At 72.6% G+C, this 18257-nt stretch carries 18 protein-coding genes; 7 read left to right on the top strand and 11 right to left on the bottom strand.

What is annotated here, in order from left to right; translation table 11 throughout:
* Nucleotides 1-5 precede the first annotated feature (5 nt).
* The 6 genes from ACFW47_RS30425 to ACFW47_RS30400 form a co-directional block, all read right to left on the bottom strand.
* Entirely contained in the window at nt 6-1460 is a 1455-nt protein-coding gene (locus tag ACFW47_RS30425; protein WP_386307707.1) for a peptidoglycan D,D-transpeptidase FtsI family protein, read from the bottom strand.
* 53 nt (nt 1461-1513) lie between these two features.
* Nucleotides 1514-2206, bottom strand: a complete 693-nt coding sequence (locus ACFW47_RS30420) for a response regulator (protein ID WP_386282273.1) — start codon at nt 2204-2206, stop codon at nt 1514-1516.
* Nucleotides 2207-2243: 37 nt separating this feature from the next.
* Nucleotides 2244-3515 carry a sensor histidine kinase gene (locus ACFW47_RS30415; RefSeq protein WP_386282271.1) on the bottom strand — a complete coding sequence of 424 codons (1272 nt, stop codon included), beginning with the start codon at nt 3513-3515 and terminating at the stop codon, nt 2244-2246.
* Complete coding sequence (locus tag ACFW47_RS30410; protein WP_386307705.1) at nt 3512-4513, bottom strand: hypothetical protein; 1002 nt, start codon at nt 4511-4513, stop codon at nt 3512-3514. The genes ACFW47_RS30415 and ACFW47_RS30410 overlap by 4 nt, the downstream gene beginning before the upstream one ends.
* 80 nt (nt 4514-4593) lie before the next feature.
* Nucleotides 4594-5064, bottom strand: a complete 471-nt coding sequence (locus ACFW47_RS30405) for a GNAT family N-acetyltransferase (protein WP_386282267.1) — start codon at nt 5062-5064, stop codon at nt 4594-4596.
* A gap of 3 nt (nt 5065-5067) precedes the next feature.
* Entirely contained in the window at nt 5068-5841 is a 774-nt protein-coding gene (locus ACFW47_RS30400; RefSeq protein ID WP_386282265.1) for an IclR family transcriptional regulator, read from the bottom strand.
* Nucleotides 5842-5986: 145 nt separating this feature from the next.
* Here ACFW47_RS30400 and ACFW47_RS30395 point away from each other — a divergent pair, with 145 nt between their 5' ends.
* The 4 genes from ACFW47_RS30395 to ACFW47_RS30380 all read left to right on the top strand — a co-directional run bounded on the left by ACFW47_RS30395 (nt 5987) and on the right by ACFW47_RS30380 (nt 10222).
* A complete protein-coding gene (locus tag ACFW47_RS30395) occupies nt 5987-7516 on the top strand; it encodes an aldehyde dehydrogenase (NADP(+)) (protein WP_386307703.1) in 1530 nt (509 codons plus the stop codon).
* Between the two features lie 142 nt (nt 7517-7658).
* A complete protein-coding gene (locus ACFW47_RS30390; RefSeq protein ID WP_386282260.1) occupies nt 7659-8267 on the top strand; it encodes a DUF1349 domain-containing protein in 609 nt (202 codons plus the stop codon).
* An 87-nt stretch (nt 8268-8354) separates the two neighbouring features.
* Nucleotides 8355-9068, top strand: coding sequence for a DsbA family oxidoreductase (locus ACFW47_RS30385; protein ID WP_386282257.1), 714 nt, complete (start codon nt 8355-8357; stop codon nt 9066-9068).
* 59 nt (nt 9069-9127) lie between these two features.
* Entirely contained in the window at nt 9128-10222 is a 1095-nt protein-coding gene (locus ACFW47_RS30380; RefSeq protein WP_386282254.1) for an aminotransferase class V-fold PLP-dependent enzyme, read from the top strand.
* 78 nt (nt 10223-10300) lie between these two features.
* Here the strand turns inward: ACFW47_RS30380 and thpD are convergent, their stop codons facing one another.
* The 5 genes from thpD to ACFW47_RS30355 form a co-directional block, all read right to left on the bottom strand.
* Complete coding sequence (thpD, locus tag ACFW47_RS30375) at nt 10301-11200, bottom strand: ectoine hydroxylase (protein WP_386282252.1); 900 nt, start codon at nt 11198-11200, stop codon at nt 10301-10303.
* A 6-nt stretch (nt 11201-11206) separates the two neighbouring features.
* A complete protein-coding gene (locus tag ACFW47_RS30370) occupies nt 11207-11605 on the bottom strand; it encodes an ectoine synthase (RefSeq protein WP_217144727.1) in 399 nt (132 codons plus the stop codon).
* A gap of 138 nt (nt 11606-11743) precedes the next feature.
* Nucleotides 11744-13015: a diaminobutyrate--2-oxoglutarate transaminase gene (ectB, locus tag ACFW47_RS30365; protein WP_386282250.1), complete on the bottom strand. Its 1272-nt coding sequence runs from the start codon at nt 13013-13015 to the stop codon at nt 11744-11746.
* A 133-nt stretch (nt 13016-13148) separates the two neighbouring features.
* On the bottom strand, nt 13149-13664 hold the full coding sequence (gene ectA / locus ACFW47_RS30360; protein ID WP_386282248.1) for a diaminobutyrate acetyltransferase: 516 nt from the start codon (nt 13662-13664) through the stop codon (nt 13149-13151).
* Between the two features lie 329 nt (nt 13665-13993).
* Complete coding sequence (locus ACFW47_RS30355) at nt 13994-15133, bottom strand: pyridoxal-phosphate-dependent aminotransferase family protein (protein ID WP_386307702.1); 1140 nt, start codon at nt 15131-15133, stop codon at nt 13994-13996.
* Nucleotides 15134-15300: 167 nt separating this feature from the next.
* On the opposite strand from ACFW47_RS30355, the gene ACFW47_RS30350 reads away from it, so the two are divergent.
* The 3 genes from ACFW47_RS30350 to ACFW47_RS30340 all read left to right on the top strand — a co-directional run bounded on the left by ACFW47_RS30350 (nt 15301) and on the right by ACFW47_RS30340 (nt 18065).
* Nucleotides 15301-15798, top strand: a complete 498-nt coding sequence (locus ACFW47_RS30350; protein WP_386282244.1) for a hypothetical protein — start codon at nt 15301-15303, stop codon at nt 15796-15798.
* Between the two features lie 44 nt (nt 15799-15842).
* Nucleotides 15843-16934 carry an amidohydrolase family protein gene (locus tag ACFW47_RS30345; protein WP_386282241.1) on the top strand — a complete coding sequence of 364 codons (1092 nt, stop codon included), beginning with the start codon at nt 15843-15845 and terminating at the stop codon, nt 16932-16934.
* Nucleotides 16935-17120: 186 nt separating this feature from the next.
* A complete protein-coding gene (locus tag ACFW47_RS30340) occupies nt 17121-18065 on the top strand; it encodes an SCO1860 family LAETG-anchored protein (RefSeq protein WP_386282238.1) in 945 nt (314 codons plus the stop codon).
* Nucleotides 18066-18257: the final 192 nt, after the last annotated feature.

The following is an 18257-nucleotide window of genomic DNA, read 5'->3' as shown; positions in this document are numbered from 1 at the left end:
TCGGGTCAGCCCTTGAGCGCCGCCTCCATCATCGCCTTGGCCACCGGGGCGGCCAGGCCGTTGCCGCTGACCTCGGAGCGGGCCGCGTCGGACTGCTCGATGATGACCGCCACGGCCACCTCCCGGTCCGACGAGTCCGACTTCGCGTACGAGGTGAACCAGGCGTACGGGGTCTTGCTGTTGTTCTCGCCGTGCTGGGCGGTGCCCGTCTTGCCGCCCACGGTCGCGCCGGAGATCTGCGCGTTCGACCCCGTGCCCTTCTCGACGACGGTCTGCATCGCCGACTGCAGTTGCTCGGCCGTGTCGGAGGAAACGATTCGCTTCGAGTCCGGGTCGGTGTGGTCCTCCAGGACGTCGCCGCCGCTGTCGGTGATCTGCGACACCATGTGCGGCGAGACCAGCTCGCCGCCGTTGGCCAGCGCCGCCGACACCATGGCCATCTGCAGCGGGGTCGCCGTCACGTCGAACTGGCCGATGCCCGTCAGCGCCGTCGACGACTCGTTCATGTCCTTCGGGTACACGCTGGTGTAGGCGCGCACCGGCACGTCCTGCGCCTCGTCGTTGAAGCCGAACTTCTCGGCCGTCGCCCGCAGCTTGTCCTGGCCGAGGTCGACGGCCATCTTCGCGAAGACGTTGTTGCACGAGTACTGCAGCGCGGTGCGGATCGTGGCGTCCTCGCAGGGAGCGTTCGGGTTCTCGTTCGTCAGGTCCGTCACGGTGCCCGGCAGCGTGTACGGGTCCGGGCTGTCGGTCTTCTCGTCCACCGACCCGTACAGCCCGTCCTCCAGCGCGGCGGCCGCCACGACCAGCTTGAACGTCGAACCCGGCGGCAGCGGCTGGCGCAGCGCGCGGTTGGTCAGCGGCTTGTCCGCGTCGCCGGTCAGCCTCTCCCAGGCCTCACCGGCGGTGTTGGCGTCGGTCAGCGACGTCGGGTCGTACGAAGGGGTCGAGACGACCGCCAGGATCTCGCCGGTCTTCGGGTCGATCGCCACGGCGGCGCCCTTGGTCTCGCCCAGCGCCTCGAATCCGGCCTTCTGGACGGCCGGGACGATGGTCGTGACCACGTTGCCCGGCTCGGCCCGGGTGCCGGTGATCGTGTCCATCACCGTCTTCAGCCGCGGGTCGGTGCCGTTGAGCACGTCCTGGTAGATGCCCTCCAGCTGCGTCGGCGCGTACGCCTGTGAGGCGTAGCCCGTCACCGCGGCGTACAGCTTGCCGTTCTCGTACGTCCGCTTGTACGCGAGGTCACCCCCCTCCGTGGGCGCCGAGCCGGTGATCGACCGGCCGGCCACGATGATGTTCCCCAGCGGCTCCGCGTACGTCTCGATCGCGTTGCGCCGGTTTTCCTTGTCGTCCGCGAGTGCCTCGGCCTTGTAGAACTGCACCCAGGTCGCCCTGACCAGCAGAGCGAACACCAGGAGCAGCGTGAAGACCGATGCGTGCCTGATCGTCTTGTTCATCCCGCTCGCAGGACGAACGGGGCGGAGCGAATCGTTCCCGTGTGCCCGTTTTCTCATCGCCCGTTCATGAAGCCGGCCTCGTAGGCCCGGATGACCGCCTGGGTGCGGTCGCGGCTGCCGGTCTTCGCCAGCACCGACGCCACATGGGTCTTCACCGTGGCCGGCCCCACCCGCATGCGCCCGGCGATCTCGGCGTTGGTCAGCCCGGTCGCCATGAGGCGCAGCACCTCGGCCTCGCGCCCCGTGAGCCGCGCCGCCCACGCGGGCGGGGCGGGGTGGGCGCGCGCGTGCTCGGCCGCCAGCGCGCGCACCGCCGACGGGAACAGCAGCGTGTCGCTGTGCGCCACCAGCCGCACCGCCCGGACGAGCGTGTCGGCGTCGGCACGCTTGAGCAGGAAACCGGCGGCCCCCGCGCGCAGGGCGTCGTAGACGTACGCGTCGTTCTCGAAGGTGGTGACGACCACGACGCGGGGCGGTTCGGCGAGCGTGGCGAGGATCTGCTCGGTGGCGCGGATGCCGTCGGTCCCCGGCATGCGGACGTCCATCAGGACCACGTCCGGCAGGGTCTCCCGCACGACCGAGACGGCCTCGGCCCCGGTGGCCGCCTCGCCCGCGACCTCCAGGTCCGGTTCGGCGGAGAGGATGGCGCGCAGGGCGGTGCGGACCATGCGCTCGTCGTCGGCGAGGACGATCCGGACGGGCGGGCGGGCCGCCCGGTCCACTGCGGTCTCCGGCGATGGCGTCACACGGTCTCCTTCGGTCTTCTCCCGCGTATGCGGTGGGTCACGTGGTGCTCGCGAGGGGCAGCGTCACATGGAGACGCCACGTCCGGCCGACGGGACCCGCTTGCGCCACCCCGCCCAGCAGGCGGGCCCGGTCGGCGATGCCGCGCAGGCCGTGGCCGCCGCCGGGGCGCGGGGCGCCGCCGGACGGGTGGGCCGCCTGGGCCGCCGGGCCGACGGGATTCTCGACGGTGATCCGCAGCTGACCGTCCCGTACCTCCACGCACAGGGCCACGGGGACCCGGCCGCCCGCGTGCCGCAGCGCGTTGCTCAGTCCCTCCTGCACGATGCGGTACGCCTCCCGGGACACCGGCGGCGGCAGCGCTCGCGGGTCCGCGGTGACGGTGGCCGTGACCCGCAGTCCGCCCGCGCGGGTGCGGTCCAGCAGGCCGTCGAGGTCGGCGGCGAGGGTGGGGGCGGGCGCGGTGCCGGGCGCGTCACCGTCGCGCAGGACGCCCAGTACGGCGTCGAGTTCGCCGACCGTGCGCCGCGTGGTGTCCTCGATCGCGGCGAGCGCCTCGCGGACGAACTCCGGGTCGGAGTCCAGCAGCCGGCGGGCCGCGCTCGCCTGGAGGGTGACCGCGCTCAGGGCGTGGCCCACGGAGTCGTGCAGTTCGCGCGCGAGCCGGTTGCGGACGGCGAGGTCGGCGGCGCGTGCCTCGGCCGCCGCCACCCGGTCCTCGGGGGAGGGGCCGAGCAGGGCGGGCGCCCACCGGGCCAGCAGCGTGCCGCAACCGGCGGCGCACGCGGCGAGCGCGACCAGCGTCGCGGCACCCGCGACCGGCGCGAGCGCGAGCGCCCACGCGTGGTCGAGGAAGGCGGGCAGCCCCGGGTCGTCGCGCAGTGCCGGGACGAACGGCAGCACGATCAGCGCCGCCGCGAACGGCGGCACCGCCAGCGACATCCCCGCGACGATGCCGCCGAGGCCGAGGTGGAGCGTGAACCAGGCCGCCGTGCGTCCCTTCTCGCCCTTCGTCCGGGCGGGCCCGTACGCCAGCCGGTCGGCCCCGACCCCGCACAGCCACCGCACCACGCCGGACTCCAGGGGCCGGGTGAGCGGGAACAGTGAGGTGACCGCGGCGAGCGGCAGGCCGACGGCGAACGAGGCCAGTTGGAGGGCGAGCGACCCGAAGACGTCGTCGACGCCGGTGAACGGGCCGACGACGACCGAGCCGACGAGGACGTACGGCATGGCGAGCGCGCCGCCGAGGATCAGGTGGATCCACCGCAGCCGGGCCCGCCGGCCGAACAGGAGCCGGGCGAGTGCGGTCACGGCCGGACGCGGGACGTGGCGGACCGCCGGGCGAGGAAGTGGGCGCCGACTGAGGCGAGGAGGAGGCCGACGGTCATCTGACCAGCGTAGGTGAACGTCATCAGCGCTGTGGGGCGCTCCGCGGAATCGTCGGCCGGCAGCAGCGCGGCGAGCAGCACCCAGCCGCCCCAGCAGCCCGCGGCGCCGGAACCCACCCAGGCCGAGCCGAGCGGCACCGTGACCCACAGGGACCGCGCACCGCGGAAGGCGAGCAGCAGTGTCCCGGCGACCGCCGCCGCCAGGAAGGCGACATGCATGGCCTCCAGAACCCGGAAGCCGGCGGTGCGTTCCCCGTCCCCGAGCCCCGTGGTGCCGCCGCACGCCCAGTACAGCCGGACCGCGGCCGGGAACGACGCGAGGACCGCACCGACGACGGCGAGCGCCCTGTACGGCGCCCCGACGGAGCGCACCGCCAGGTCCCGCACCCGCCCGCGCCACAGGTGTCCCCAGCGGCCGCGCGCGTAGAGCACGAACAGTGCTCCCAGAGCCAGTCCCTGCACGATGAACCCGGTGTAGACGACCGTGAACACCCATGAGTCGAGGAAGGGTTCGCGTCCCGCGCCGGACGCGGACACGTCGTCCCCGCCGAACGCCCGCGTCAGGAGCTGCAACGGAAACCCGGCCATGATCGGCGCGAGCAGCCCCGTGGCGACCCAGACCGGGAACGCCAGCGCCCACGCGGGTACCCGCAGGCCCCAGGGACGGGTCAGCACCAGGGTCAGCACGATCACACAGCTGTCCAGCAGCAGGGTCACTCCGTTGCCCACAGCCATGGCCACCCGGTGCTCCAGCAGCACGCTGTCGTCCGGGATGCCGACGTGACTCCCGGCGATCCAGGCCACCTTGAGCCCGAGGTAGGGAAGGCAGGCGGCGACGGCGGTGGCGCGCAGCAGCCGGCGGGTGCGGACGGTGCGGCGGCCGGGAGCCGGTGCGGAGGCGGATGCGAGCGTCTGGGTCATGGCTCCACGCTCCCGCGCCCACCCCCGCGGGCGCGTCCTGCGCCGCGACGATCCGCCTCCGCCGCGCGGCGGAGAGCCGGTCAGTCCGCGAGGTGCAGCACGACCTCGTCGATCTCCTCGCCCCGGGCCCGGGCGAACCCGCGGGCCCGGGCGGTCGTCTCGAAACCGCACTTCTCCAGCACCCGGCGCGATCCGGTGTTGTCCGCCGCCGCGCGTGCGTACAGCGGGCGGTCGCGCACCTCGGCGAGCAGGGCGCGCAGCGCCGCCGTGGCCACCCCGCGCCCCCAGTACGCCCGGTCGATCCAGTACGTCACCTCGCGCTCGCCCGGCTCCCCGTACACCGCCGTGCTGCCGACGACGTCACCGTCGCCGAGGATGGTGCGCACGACGTCGCGCGAGGCCCGGATCTTGCGCCAGTGCGTCGTGAACGCGTCCCAGTCGGCGGGATCCGGCGGGGTGAAGGCCGCCATGCGCAGGGCTTCCGGATCGTTCATCTGCCGGAAGAAGACGGGCAGGTCGCTGTCGTGTACCTCGCGCAGAGCGATGTCCATGGATCAGAGCCTACGCGTGGCCAGCGTCAGCCGGTCCCGCGCGTCGAACAAGGCGTCCTTCACCATCTGCTCGTGCGCGGGCGTCAGCCGCGCCACCGGCACCGAGCAGCTGATCGCGTCCCGCGCGGGAGTGCGGTAGGGCACCGCCACGCCGAAGCAGCGCAGGCCCAGCGTGTTCTCCTCGCGGTCCACGGCGAAGCCCTGCTCCCGCACCTGGTGCAGCTCCCCGATGAGCTTCTCCCGGTCGGTGATGGTGTGCTCGGTCAGCGCGGGCAGCGTTTCCGGGAGCATCTTGCGCACCTGCTCGTCGCTGTAGGTGCTCAGCAGCGCCTTGCCCAGCGACGTCGAGTGCGCGGGCAGCCGGCGGCCGACCCGGGTGAACGGCCGCAGGTAGTGCTGCGACTGCCGGGTGGCGAGGTAGACGACGTTCGTGCCGTCCAGCCGCGCCAGGTGGATGGTCTCCGTGGTGTCGTCGGAGAGCCGGTCCAGCGTGGGCCGCGCCGCCGCGACCACCTCGTCGCCGTCGATGTACGACGTGCCGACCAGCAGCGCCCGCACGCCGATGCCGTACCGGGTGCCGGTCGAGTCGGTCTCCACCCAGCCCAGCTCCACCAGCGTGCGCAGCAGCATGTAGAGGCTGGACTTGGGATAGCCCACGGCCTCCTGGACGGACGCGAGGGAGTGCATACCGGGGCGTCCGGCGAAGTACTCGAGCAGTTCCACCGTCCGCACGGCGGACTTGACCTGCGCTCCGCCCCCCGTCTCGCCAGCCGACATCGCCCTTGACCCCTTCGTTCGCCGGGAAATAGTCTCCGACAGCATATTCATCATGAGAGACGGCGTTCAGTATATCGAACGAGCCTGATGTTGAGCACGTTCGATGCCGAGCACGTTCCGATGCAGAGCACGTGGAGGGACCGCGGTGGCAGCAGCACCAGTCTGGAGTGTCGACCCCCGTACCGGGAAGCAGCGTGAACAGGTCGCGCTGGAAGCCACGGCCCAGGAGGTGGACGCCGCCGTACGCGCCGCGCACGCCGCCCGGGACGCCCTCGCCGACCGCACCGTCCGCGCGGCCTTCCTGCGCAGCGCCGCCGACGAGCTGAAGGCCGCCGAGGACACCCTGGTCGAGGCCGCCGACGCGGAGACCGCGCTCGGCCCGGTCCGGCTCACCGGCGAACTCGCCCGCACCTGCTACCAGCTGCGCGCCTTCGCCGACATCGTCGACGAGGGGGAGTTCCTCGGTGTCGTCGTCAACCACCCCGACGACACCGCCACCCCGCCCGTTCCCGACCTGCGCCGCTACAAGGTGCCGCTGGGCGTCGTCGCCGTCTACTCCGCCTCCAACTTCCCCTTCGCCTTCTCCGTCCCCGGCGGCGACACCGCCAGCGCCCTCGCGGCCGGCTGCCCGGTCGTGGTCAAGGCCCACCCCGACCACCCGGCCCTGTCCGAGCTGGTCGCCAGGGTGCTGCGCCGGGCCGCCGCGCGGCATGACATTCCCGAGGGCGTCATCGGCCTGGTGCACGGCTTCGAGGCGGGCATCGAGCTGATCAAGCACCCGCTGGTCGCGGCGGCCGGCTTCACGGGGTCGATCCGCGGCGGGCGTGCGCTGTTCGACGCGGCGGCGGCGCGTCCGGTCCCGATCCCCTTCCACGGCGAGCTGGGCTCGCTGAACCCGGTCGTGGTCACCCAGGCGGCGGCCCGGGAGCGGGCGGAGGCGATCGGCGCCGGGCTGGCCGGTTCGATGACCCTGGGCGTCGGCCAGTTCTGCGTGAAGCCCGGCCTGGTCCTGGTCCCGGCGGGCGACGCCGGTGACGGCCTGGTCAAGTCCCTCACGGACGCGGTCAGCGCGACCGACGCCGGGGTGCTGCTCGACCACCGGATGCGGGACAACTTCGTCGCCGGGGTCGCCGAGCGCGCGGCGCTGCCCGACGTGGAGACCCCGGTGACACCGGGCCCGGGCGGCGAGCACACCGTCAGCGCGGGGTTCGTGACCGTGCCGGCCGCGCGGCTGGCGGCCCGGGGCGAGCACGACCTGCTGCTGGAGGAGTGCTTCGGGCCGGTCACCGTGGTGGCCCGCTACGAGGACGAGGCCGACGTGCGGGCGGTGCTCTCGCGGCTGCCGGGGAACCTGACGGCGACGGTGCAGCTCTCCGCCGAGGAGGCGGCGGGGGAGGGGGCCGGGGCGGCCCTCCTCGCCGAGGTGACGCCGCTCGCCGGGCGGGTGCTGGTCAACGGCTGGCCGACGGGGGTCGCCGTGGCGGCGGCCCAGCACCACGGGGGGCCGTACCCGGCGACGACCTCGACGTCCACGTCGGTGGGCGGTACGGCCATCGAGCGGTGGCTGCGGCCGGTCGCGTATCAGGGGGTGCCGGAGGCTCTGCTGCCGGCTGAGCTGCGGGACGGGAATCCGCTGGGGCTTCCCCGGCGGTTCAACGGGGTGCTGGAACGGTAGCGATCCGCGGGCGCGCCGCAGGGGTGCGGGTTGTTCGGCGGGTGCCGCGCCGTGGTGGCTGGCCGCTCCCACGCGGCGGAGCCGCGTATCGATGCAGCCCCGCGCCCCTGGGCGGGATCCGGCGGCCTGAGAGGATCATGCGATGTCGCTCGAACTTCCCGAACTGCCCTTTCCCCTCCGTCCGTACGGCCCCGACGGCGATTGGGCCTACGAGGACGGCGTCCTCACCGCAACCGCCGGGCCCCGGCAGGACCGCTTCGTGCCGCCCACCGGGGAGACGCTCGCCCCCGCCTCCGACGCCCCCCGGCTGCTGGGCGCTCCCGAGGGGGACTTCCAGCTGATCGCCCGTGTCACCGTCGGCTTCGGGGCCGCCTTCGACGCCGGGGTGCTGTACGTCCACGTCGGTGAGCGGGCCTGGGCCAAACTGTGTCTGGAGTACTCCCCGGACGTGGCCACCGTCTGCACGGTGGTCACCCGGGGGCACTCCGACGACTGCAACTCCTTCACCGTGGACGGGGACTCGGTGTGGCTGCGCGTCAGCCGCACCGGGCGGGCCTTCGCCTTCCACGCCTCCCCCGACGGCGAGCGCTGGACCTTCGTCCGGCTCTTCACGCTGGGCGACGAGGCGGAGACCGGCGCCGCCCTGGTCGGCTTCCTGGCGCAGGCGCCGACGGGCGAGGGCTGCACGGTGACGTACGACCACCTGGAGTTCCGGCCGTCCTGGCCGGCGGACCTGCGGGACGGCAGCTGAGGGCGGGAATGGGACCGGCTGGTTGAAGGTTCACACAGGTGGCGGAGGGGGCCTCCGTACCCGTACGACCTGGAGAAGAGCCGAGACATGCGCGTCGAGATCTGGAGCGACATCGCCTGCCCGTGGTGCTACGTGGGCAAGGCCCGCTTCGAGAAGGCGCTGGCGGCCTTCGAGCACCGGGACGGCGTCGAGGTGGTCCACCGGTCCTTCGAGCTGGACCCCGGGCGGGCCAAGGACGACGTCCAGCCGGTGCTTACCATGCTCACCGCCAAGTACGGCATGAGCGAGGCGCAGGCGCGGGCCGGTGAGGACAACCTCGGCGCGCAGGCCGCCGCCGAGGGCCTGGACTACCGCACCCGGGGCCGCGACCACGGCAGCACCTTCGACATGCACCGGCTGCTGCACCTCGCCAAGGACAAGGGCCGGCAGGAGGCGCTGCTGGACGCCCTGTACCGGGCCAACTTCGCCGAGGAGCGTTCCGTCTTCAACGACGACGAGCGCCTGGTCGGCCTGGCCGCCGCCGCCGGCCTGGACGCGGACACCGCCCGCGAGGTGCTCGCCGATCCCACCGCCTACGCCGACGAGGTCCGCGCCGACGAGCGCGAGGCCGCGCAGCTCGGGGCGACGGGTGTGCCGTTCTTCGTGCTCGACCGGAAGTACGGCGTCTCCGGCGCCCAGCCGACCGAGGTCTTCGCACAGGCGCTGACCCGGGCCTGGGGCGAGCGCACGCCCCTGAAGCTGATCGACGACGGGGGCGCCGAGGCGTGCGGCCCGGACGGGTGTGCCGTCCCCGGGAAGTGAAGCAGCAGGTCAGCGGGCTCACATAAGCACCCCTTGGAGATACCGCGCAGAAATACGCGATGGACGAGGAGATCCTGGGGCCGCACAGTGGTCCCATGGAGAGCTTCGAGAACCTCGTCCGTACCGAGTTCGCCCCGAAGACCACGTACCTCAACACCGCCAGCACCGGTCTGCTCCCCGCCCGTACCCTCGTCGCCATGCGGGACGCGGCGGCCTCGGCGGCGGCCGGGCTGCCGTCCGACATGTTCGCCGACGTCGAGGCGTCCCGGTCCGCCTACGCCCGGCTGACGGGGGTGCCCGCCACCCGGGTCGCGGCCGGCGCGTCGGTGGCCACGTACAGCGGGCTCGTCGCCGCCTCGCTGCCCCAGGGCGCCGAAGTGCTCACCGCCGAGGCCGACTTCAGTTCCCTGGTGAATCCGCTGTACTCGCGGGGCGACCTGAAGGTGCGCAGTGTGCCGCTGGAGCGGATCGCCGAATCGGTGGGCCCGGACACCGCGCTCGTCGCGGTCAGCTCCGTCCAGTCCGCCGACGGGCGGATCGCGGACCTCGCGGCGGTGCGGGACGCCGCCCGGGCGCACGGGGCGCGGACACTGGTCGACGCCTCGCAGTCGAACGGGTGGCTGCCGCTGGCCGCGGACGACTTCGACTTCGTGGTGGCCGTCGCCTACAAGTGGGTGCTCTGCCCGCGCGGCGTCGCCTTCCTCGTCGTACCGGAGGACCTGGGAGAGGCGGCCGGGCTGACGCCGCTGTTCGCCGGGTGGGCGTCGGGGGAGCACCCCTGGGACAGCTGCTACGGTCGCGTCGAGGAACCCGCGCACTCCGCGCGGCGCTTCGACGAGAGCCCCGCCCTGTTCTCCTACACGGGAGCCCGGCACTCCCTCGCCCTGATCGAGGAGCTGGGCGTGGACGCGGTGCACGCTCACGACACCGCCCTCGCCGACCGGTTCCGCGCGGGGCTCGCCTCCCTGGGCCACGAGCCGGTGCCCGCGCCGGGCTCCACGATCGTGTCCGTGCCCGGACTCGGCCACCGCCAGGAGGAGTTGGGCCAAGCCGGGATCCAGGTCTCCGACCGGGCGGGCAACCTGCGGGCCGCCTTCCACGTGTACAACACGGCGGCGGACGTGGACCGGCTGCTGGACGTGCTGGCGGGCTGACACGGCAGGTCCGGGAGAATATCGGGCAGGGGCCTCCCGTCCCACAGGAAAAGGCCCCTGCCCGAGATCAGATGCGGGTCACTTCACCGGCGTGAAGTCCCGCGCGCCGATGAACTCCGGCCGCCGGATCGGTGCCGCGAACGGCTCGACCGCCGTGTTCTCCACGCTGTTGAACACGATGAACACGTTGCTGCGCGGGAACGGCGTGATGTTGTCGCCCGAACCGTGCATGCAGTTGCAGTCGAACCAGGTCGCCGAGCCGGCCTTGCCGGTGAACAGCTTGATGCCGTACTCCGACGCCATCTTCGTCAGCGCCTCGTCGGACGGCGTCCCCGCGTCCTGCATCTGCAGGGACTTCTTGTAGTTGTCCTTCGGCGTGGCCCCCGCGCACCCGAGGAACGTCTTGTGCGACCCCGGCATGATCATGAGACCGCCGTTGGTGTCGTAGTTCTCGGTGAGCGCGATCGAGACCGAGATCGTGCGCATGTTGGGCAGGCCGTCCTCGGCGTGCCAGGTCTCGAAGTCCGAGTGCCAGTAGAAGCCGCTGGCCCCGAAGCCCGGCTTCACGTTGATCCGCGACTGGTGGACGTAGACGTCCGAGCCGAGGATCTGCCGGGCCCGCCCGACCACGCGCTCGTCACGCACCAGCTTGGCGAAGACCTCGCTGATCTTGTGCACCTCGAAGACGGACCGGATCTCCTTGGACTTCGGCTCCACGATGGAGCGCTCGTCCGCGCGGATGGCCGGGTCGGTGGTGAGCCGCTCCAGCTCGCGGCGGTAGACCTCGACCTCGTCCGGCCCGATGAGCTGGTCGATGGCGAGGAAGCCGTCGCGGTCCAGGGCCTGCAGGTCACCGGCCGAGACGGGACCGGGCGTGTCCGGGGAGCCCCAGACGACCGGGTCCTGCCGAGGGGTGGCCACCTCGGTGGCGCCGCGGGTGGGATAGAGATCGGTGACGTTCGTGGTCGTGATGGTCACGGTGACTCACACCTCCTCGGTGAGCAGCGGGTAGACGCCGTTCTCGTCGTGGTCCTCCCGTCCGGTCACGGGCGGGTTGAAGACACAGATGCAGTGGAAGTCCTCCTTGACCTTGAGCGTGTGCCGCTCGTGGCCGTCCAGGAGGTACATCGTCCCCGGCGTGATGTGGTACGTCTTCCCCGTCTCGCGGTCGGTCAACTCGGCGTCGCCCTTGGTGCAGACGACCGCCTCGATGTGGTTCGCGTACCACATCGACGTCTCCGTACCCGCGTACAGGATCGTCTCGTGGACGGAGAAGCCGACCTTCTCCTTCGCGAGGACGATGCGCTTGCTCTCCCAGGTGCCGGACGCCGATTTCACGTGCCGGTCGGTGCCTTCGATCTCCTTGAACGAACGGACGATCACGGTGTTGCGATGCCTCCTAGGTGAAGGGTGTGCAATGGTCCCCGGCGTCTTCGGCCCACGGTCGCGCGGGCCGAAGACGCCGGAAGCACTGGGGGTGCCGAACGGGCGGGCCCGCCGGCGGTCACGCGGTCATGCCGGTCAGGCGGTCTCCCGCACGGCGCGGGCGAGGGTCTTCATGCCCTCGTCCAGCTCGTCGGGCGTGATGGTGAGCGCCGGCAGCAGCTTGACGACCTCGCTCTCGGGACCGGACGTCTCGATGAGCAGCCCGAGCTCGAAGGCGCGCTTGGCGACCCGGCCCGCACGCTCCTTGTCGTGGAACTCCAGGCCCCAGACCAGGCCGCGGCCGCGGTACTCCTTGACGTCGGCGAGGTTCTCCTCGGTGATGGCGATCATGTGCTGCTCGACCTGCTCACCGCGGGTGCGGGTCTGCTTCTCCATCGCCGACCCGTCGGCCCAGTACGTCTCCAGCGTGGCGGTCGCCGTGACGAAGGCCGGGTTGTTGCCGCGGAAGGTGCCGTTGTGCTCGCCCGGCTCCCAGACGTCCAGCTCCGGCTTGAACAGGGTCAGCGCCATCGGCATGCCGTAGCCGCTGATCGACTTGGAGACGGTGACGATGTCCGGCGTGATGCCCGCCTCCTCGAAGGAGAAGAAGGCGCCGGTGCGGCCGCAGCCCATCTGGATGTCGTCGACGATGAGCAGCATGTCCTGGCGCTCGCACAGGTCGGCCAGGGCGCGCAGCCACTCGGCCCGGGCGACGTTGATGCCGCCCTCGCCCTGCACCGTCTCGACGATCACGGCGGCCGGCTTGTTGAGGCCGGAGCCCTGGTCCTCCAGCAGCCGCTCGAACCACATGAAGTCCTCGACGGTGCCGTCGAAGTAGTTGTCGAACGGCATGGGCGTGCCGTGCACCAGCGGGATGCCGGCGCCGGCCCGCTTGAACGCGTTGCCGGTCACCGCGAGCGAGCCCAGCGACATGCCGTGGAAGGCGTTGGTGAAGGACACGATCGACTCGCGCCCCTTCACCTTCCGCGCCAGCTTCAGCGCGGCCTCGACGGCGTTGGTGCCCGTCGGGCCCGGGAACATGACCTTGTACGGCAGGTCACGCTTGCGCAGGATGATGTTCTGGAACGTCTCCAGGAAGCGGCGCTTGGCGGTGGTCGACATGTCGAGCCCGTGCGTGACGCCGTCCCGCTCCAGGTAGTCGATCAGCGCGCGTTTCAGGACGGCGTTGTTGTGCCCGTAGTTGAGCGAGCCCGCTCCGGCGAAGAAGTCGAGGTACTCGTGGCCGTCCTCGTCGTACATGCGGCTGCCGTGCGCACGGTCGAAGACGGTGGGCCAGCCGCGGCAGTAGCTGCGCACCTCGGACTCGACGGTCTCGAAGACGCTGAGGTCGGGCTGGGTGATGGTCACGACGAATCGCTCCTCGTTGGGTGAGGGTGGGAGAGGAAGGTCGTACTGGTCCGGGGGACCGGTGCGGTCCCGGCCGGGAAGTCTGAGGGGCCGGACTGGCACGGGGTGCCGGGCTGTCCGGCGCGCCGGTCGGTCAGCGGGCGGTGGCCCGCAGGGGGCCGATGCGGTACAGGACCTCGGGCTCGTGCGGCCCGTCGGGGAACAGGCCGGCGTCGAACAGCACCTCACGCTCCAGCCGGGCGCCGTGACGCTCGGCGAACGAGGTGAACAGCCGCTGGGACGCGGTGTTGTCCGGGGAGATCGTGGTTTCCAGGGTGGTCAGTCCGCGCTCCGCGACGGTGCGGGCGGCCAGTCCGTCGAGCAGGGCGGCGGCGAGCCGGCGTCCGCGGTACGCCTCGTCCACCGCGACCTGCCACACCAGCAGGGTGTCCGGCCGGTCCGGCCGTACGTACCCGGTGACGAAGCCGACCGGCTCCCCGCGCTCGTCGCGGGCGACGGCCGACGTGGCGGCGAAGTCCCGGCACCAGAGCAGATAGCTGTAGGACGAGTTCAGGTCGAGGACCTTGGAATCCCTCGCTATCCGCCACAGGGCGGCCCCGTCGGCCACTCTCGGACGGTCGATTTGCAGGTCTGCTTGCGCGGCAGTCATGCAAATTGAATTTACCCAGCGAAATTCGAAATTGCATCGCCGTACGGGGTTACGTATGCGGGCGTCATGTGCTATCACGCGGGCGCGTGCCGCCGCGCGAGGGAGCGGCGTTATGTGGGGGTTTCTGCCGTGCGTAAGCCACAAAACGGGCAGCATGTGTATCGGGTCACAATCACGTAACTCGCGCGAGACGTGCCCGAAATGTGTAGCTTGGGCTTCGCGGAATCTTTGTGTTTAGGTCCCGGGAAAGCGGGCAGAAGAATACGGGAAGCTGTGCTGAGCGTAATTCCTTAATTCGGTTTGTGTGAGCGTCGGTAATTACCCCGAATTCACGCGCCCGTGCCCGCTGCCGAATGCCCGGGAGCGGCCGGCCCGCCCCAGGCGTCCTCGGCGGCCCCCCGGGCGGCCTCCAGATCGGCCTTCAGCCCCTTCTCGGCCAGCGCGGCACCCAGTGCCGCCAGGGAGCCCTGAACGGCCCCGGGCGTGGCGTCCGGGCCGTAGTGATTGACCCGGATCATCTCCTTGGCCAGCGCGCCCCCGCCCGCGGCCAGCGGCAGCGCCGGGTCGGACGCCAGGGCGCGGGCCACCAGCTCCGACGCGTCCACGTCCGACGGCGTCCGCAGCGTCGTCGCGACGGGCGCCGCGTCCCGCGCCCCGTGCACGTACGGCTCCAGGCCGCCCAGCGCGAGCACACCGGCCCGGGTGGCCGACGCGGCCGACGCGTGCCGCGCCATCACCGTCTCCAGGCCCTCCGCCTCGATGCGCTCCACGCACGCCTCCAGTGCGAGCATCTCCAGCTGTGCCGGAGCGTGCAGCAGCGCCTTGCGTCCGCCGTCGATCCAGCGCTCCTTCCAGTCGAGGAGGGACAGGTAGGACCGCCGCGGGGCGTTCGGGTTCGCCGCCATCCGCGCCCAGGCCCGCTCGCTCACCGACACCGCCGACACCCCGGCCGGGCCGCCCATCGCCTTCTGCGCGCCGATGACGCACAGGTCCACGCCCCACGCGTCCGGCAGTACCGGTTCGGCGCCCACGGAGGCCACGGCGTCCAGGTAGAAGAGCGCGCCGTGCGCCCTCACCACCTCGCCGATCTCCGCCACCGGGTTGGTGTTCCCCGTCGCCGCCTCCGCGTGCACCAGGGACACGAAGTCGATCTCCGGGTGCTCGACGAGGGCCGCGCGGACCTGCTCGGCCGACACCGCCGTGTGGAACGGCACGGCGAGGTCGTGCACGGTCGCGCCGCAGTCCCGCAGCCAGTCCCCGAACGTCTGCCCGTACGGTCCCGTGATCACGTTCAGGGCGACGGTGCCCGGCCCGGCGGCGGCGCGGATCGCGCCCTCCAGCGGCAGCAGCGCCTCGCCCTGCATGATCACGACATCCTGTCCGGTGCCGAGCAGGCGCGCGACCCGGTCCTCGATCGCGGCGAAACGGCCGGCGCTCAGCGGGGCGAGATCCAGGAAGGGGTGGGTCACGGCGGTGCTCTCTTCAGTAACGGTCAGGTGTACGGCGCGTACGCAGTCGAGAGTAACCACCGGCCCCGCCGCCACTCGCGCCGGAGGGCATCCGTTGCGACACCCCCACGCCCGGAATTGTGGCTTCCGCCACAGCCGGCTGATCGACGGACTGATGGACTCGGCCCGTGCTCGCTCTCCTGCTGCTCGTCCTCGTCGCGGTGGCGACGGCCGCCGTCCTGCGCCGGGGCGCCGGCGCGTATCCCCGTGCGCAGCCGGCCTCGGCCGTCGTTCCCGCGCCGCGCAAGCCGGGCGCGCCCTTCCGCGTCGTCGCCGCAGCCGCGGGCTGGGCCGCCGCCCTGCTGTACCTCTGGGGCCTGGTGTGTGTGGGTTTCGCGGCCATGGAGGCCGAGGACGGCGGTACGGACTCCTCGCCGCTGCGGCCGTGCCGTGCCGGCGTGTCCCCGGAGCTGTCCGGGCGGGTCATCGACTACTCCGTCTCCTACCTGCCCCTGCGCTTCAGCTGCGAGACCGCCGGCGGTGAGTCCTACGACTCCGCCGACGTCCCCGGCTACGTCAACCCCGGTGTCGCCGTCCTCGCCCTGACCGCGGTCGCGGGCGCCGTCGCGGCCGGGTACGCGACCGAGCTGCGCGCCCGCGCGGCAGCGCGAGGGGACGGCCGGTGACCGGGGCTTCGAACGGCCGCGCGGCCCGGTCTAGGGTGCGGGGCATGAGCGATCGCACGGTGCTGCACGTGAAGGGTCGGGTGCTCGTCGGGCCGGAGGAGGTCCGGGACGAGTTGTGGGTGGTCGACGGCAGGGTCACGTACGACCGTCCCGCCGGCGCCGCCGACATCCGCACCGTCCGCGGCTGGGCCCTGCCCGGCCTGGTCGACGCCCACTGCCACGTCGGGCTCGACCAGCACGGAGCAGTTCCCGAGGACGTCGCCGAGAAGCAGGCGCTGACCGACCGCGAGGCGGGCACCCTGCTCATCCGCGACGCCGGCTCGCCCTCCGACACCCGCTGGATCGACGACCGCGACGACCTGCCGAAGATCATCCGGGCCGGCCGGCACATCGCCCGCACCCGCCGCTACATCCGCAACTACGCCTGGGAGGTCGAGCCCGACGACCTCGTCGCGTACGTCGCCCAGGAGGCCCGGCGCGGCGACGGCTGGGTGAAGCTGGTCGGCGACTGGATCGACCGCGACCTCGGCGACCTGTCGGCCTGCTGGCCGCGCGGCGCCGTGGAGGCGGCCATCGCTCAGGCCCACCGCCTCGGCGCCCGCGTCACCGCGCACTGCTTCGCCGAGGACTCCCTGCGCGACCTCGTCGAGGCCGGCATCGACTGCGTCGAGCACGCCACGGGCCTCACCGACGACACCATCCCGCTCTTCGCCGAGCGGGGCGTCGCCATCGTGCCGACCCTGGTCAACATCGCCACCTTCCCCGCCCTCGCCGACGGCGGCGAGTCCAAGTTCCCCCGCTGGTCGGCCCACATGCGCCGGCTCCACGAACGCCGGTACGACACCGTGCGCAGCGCCTACGACGCCGGGATCCCGGTCTTTGTCGGCACCGACGCGGGGGGCTCGCTGGCGCACGGCCTGGCGGCGGCGGAGGTCGGGGAACTGGTCACCGCCGGTATCCCGCCCGTCGAGGCGCTGGCCGCGACGACCTGGGCGGCCCGGCGCTGGCTGGGGCGCCCCGGCCTGGACGAGGGCGCGCCGGCCGACCTGGTGGTGTTCGACGAGGACCCGCGCGCGGACGTGCGCGTGCTCGGCGCTCCGCGCCGGGTGGTGCTGAACGGACGGGTCGTCGGTTAGCCGGCCGGAGTGACGCCGGGGAACACCCGTGCCGTGAAATTCGAAAGGAAGGACGGAAACCCCACGAAGGGGTGAAGTGTCCCGCTATCGCTGACGGTTCGCCGTGGGCGGCGACATTCTTTCCGGGTCCCGAGCACGTCGCTCATGTGTGTCCCGCACGCATGTCTCACTGGGGGTCCCACCACCTTGAACGGCAACACCTTCCGCATGCCCGCACGCCGCCTCGTGACCGCCGCGGCGGCCACCGCCCTCGCCGCCGGTCCCGCGGCGCTGGCCGGCGCGGGCCCCGCACAGGCGACCGGCGACCACGGCCGCGCGAGCGCCACCGTCCTGCGCACCGGGCTCGACGTGTCCCTGCTCAACAAGACCGTGAACGTCCCGCTCACGGTCACCCTGAACGAGGTGCGGGCACCCCAGAGCGCCGAGAAGACCGCGCTGACCGCCCGCCTCGACGGCGTCGACGGCGGCAAGCCCTTCAGCGTCCTGCGCGCCGACGTGGCCCAGGCGAAGGCGACGGCGACCGCGGCCAGGAGCGAGGGCCGCACCGAGCTGGCCCACGCCAAGGTGCACGTGCCCGGCCTGCCCCTGCTGTCCCTGATCGAGGTCGGCAAGGTCACCTCCACGGCGACCTGCGAGGCCGGGAAGGCGCCGGTCGCCGACGCCAACCTGCTGGGCGCGGTGACCGTCCTCGGCAAGAAGGTCACGCTGACCACCGGCGGGCCGACGGAAGTGAAGGTGCCCGGCGTCGGCGAGGTGCGGCTCGATCTCTCCAAGACGCGGACCACCTCGACCACGGCCGCCGCCACCGCTCTCGAACTCAAGGTGTCCGTCAACCCGCTCGACCTGAACGTCGCCGAGGTCGACGGCACCCTGACCCTGGCCGAGGCGACCTGCGAGTCCCCGGCAGCCCCGGAGCCCGAGGCCGCGCAGCCCCCGGCGAAGGCCGAGGAGCCCGCCGCCGAGGGGAAGGCCGAACCCGCCGCCGACGTCCAGCCCCAGGGCGCCCGCGCCGAGGCCGGCCTGGCCGAGACCGGCGGCAGCTCGGCGACCCCGTACATCGCCGCCGGAGCAGCCGCCCTGGTCCTGGCCGGCGGCGGCGCCCTGGTCCTGGCCCGGCGCCGACGCGGCTGACCGGCGACGGGGGCGGCGGCCGGGCGGGTGCGGTGCCGGGAATCAGCGACCACCGTGCGGGGCGGAAGGCGGAGCATCGCGCGAAGCTCCGGTAGCGGGAGGCTCCGGGGACTGCGGACGGGGCCCGGGGAGGCTCCCGTCGGACCCGTGCGGTCCGTGCGGATCCCGGAACCTCGACCGGTGGGCGTCAGC

Origin of the sequence: Streptomyces sp. NPDC058796, assembly GCF_042745235.1 — a bacterium.
Lineage (GTDB): Bacteria > Actinomycetota > Actinomycetes > Streptomycetales > Streptomycetaceae > Streptomyces.
Note: the sequence above shows the minus strand (reverse complement) of the source record. Positions and strands in the feature narration are given on the sequence as shown.

Coding starts and splice junctions, on each gene's coding strand:
- ACFW47_RS30390 (WP_386282260.1), top strand. CDS start 7,659: ATGTCGCTCGAACTTCCCGAACTGCCCTTTCCCCTCCGTCCGTACGGC.
- ACFW47_RS30380 (WP_386282254.1), top strand. CDS start 9,128: ATGGACGAGGAGATCCTGGGGCCGCACAGTGGTCCCATGGAGAGCTTC.
- ACFW47_RS30385 (WP_386282257.1), top strand. CDS start 8,355: ATGCGCGTCGAGATCTGGAGCGACATCGCCTGCCCGTGGTGCTACGTG.
- ACFW47_RS30400 (WP_386282265.1), bottom strand. CDS start 5,841: ATGTCGGCTGGCGAGACGGGGGGCGGAGCGCAGGTCAAGTCCGCCGTG.
- ACFW47_RS30345 (WP_386282241.1), top strand. CDS start 15,843: ATGAGCGATCGCACGGTGCTGCACGTGAAGGGTCGGGTGCTCGTCGGG.
- ACFW47_RS30405 (WP_386282267.1), bottom strand. CDS start 5,064: ATGGACATCGCTCTGCGCGAGGTACACGACAGCGACCTGCCCGTCTTC.
- ectA (WP_386282248.1), bottom strand. CDS start 13,664: ATGACTGCCGCGCAAGCAGACCTGCAAATCGACCGTCCGAGAGTGGCC.
- ACFW47_RS30425 (WP_386307707.1), bottom strand. CDS start 1,460: ATGAACAAGACGATCAGGCACGCATCGGTCTTCACGCTGCTCCTGGTG.
- ACFW47_RS30410 (WP_386307705.1), bottom strand. CDS start 4,513: ATGACCCAGACGCTCGCATCCGCCTCCGCACCGGCTCCCGGCCGCCGC.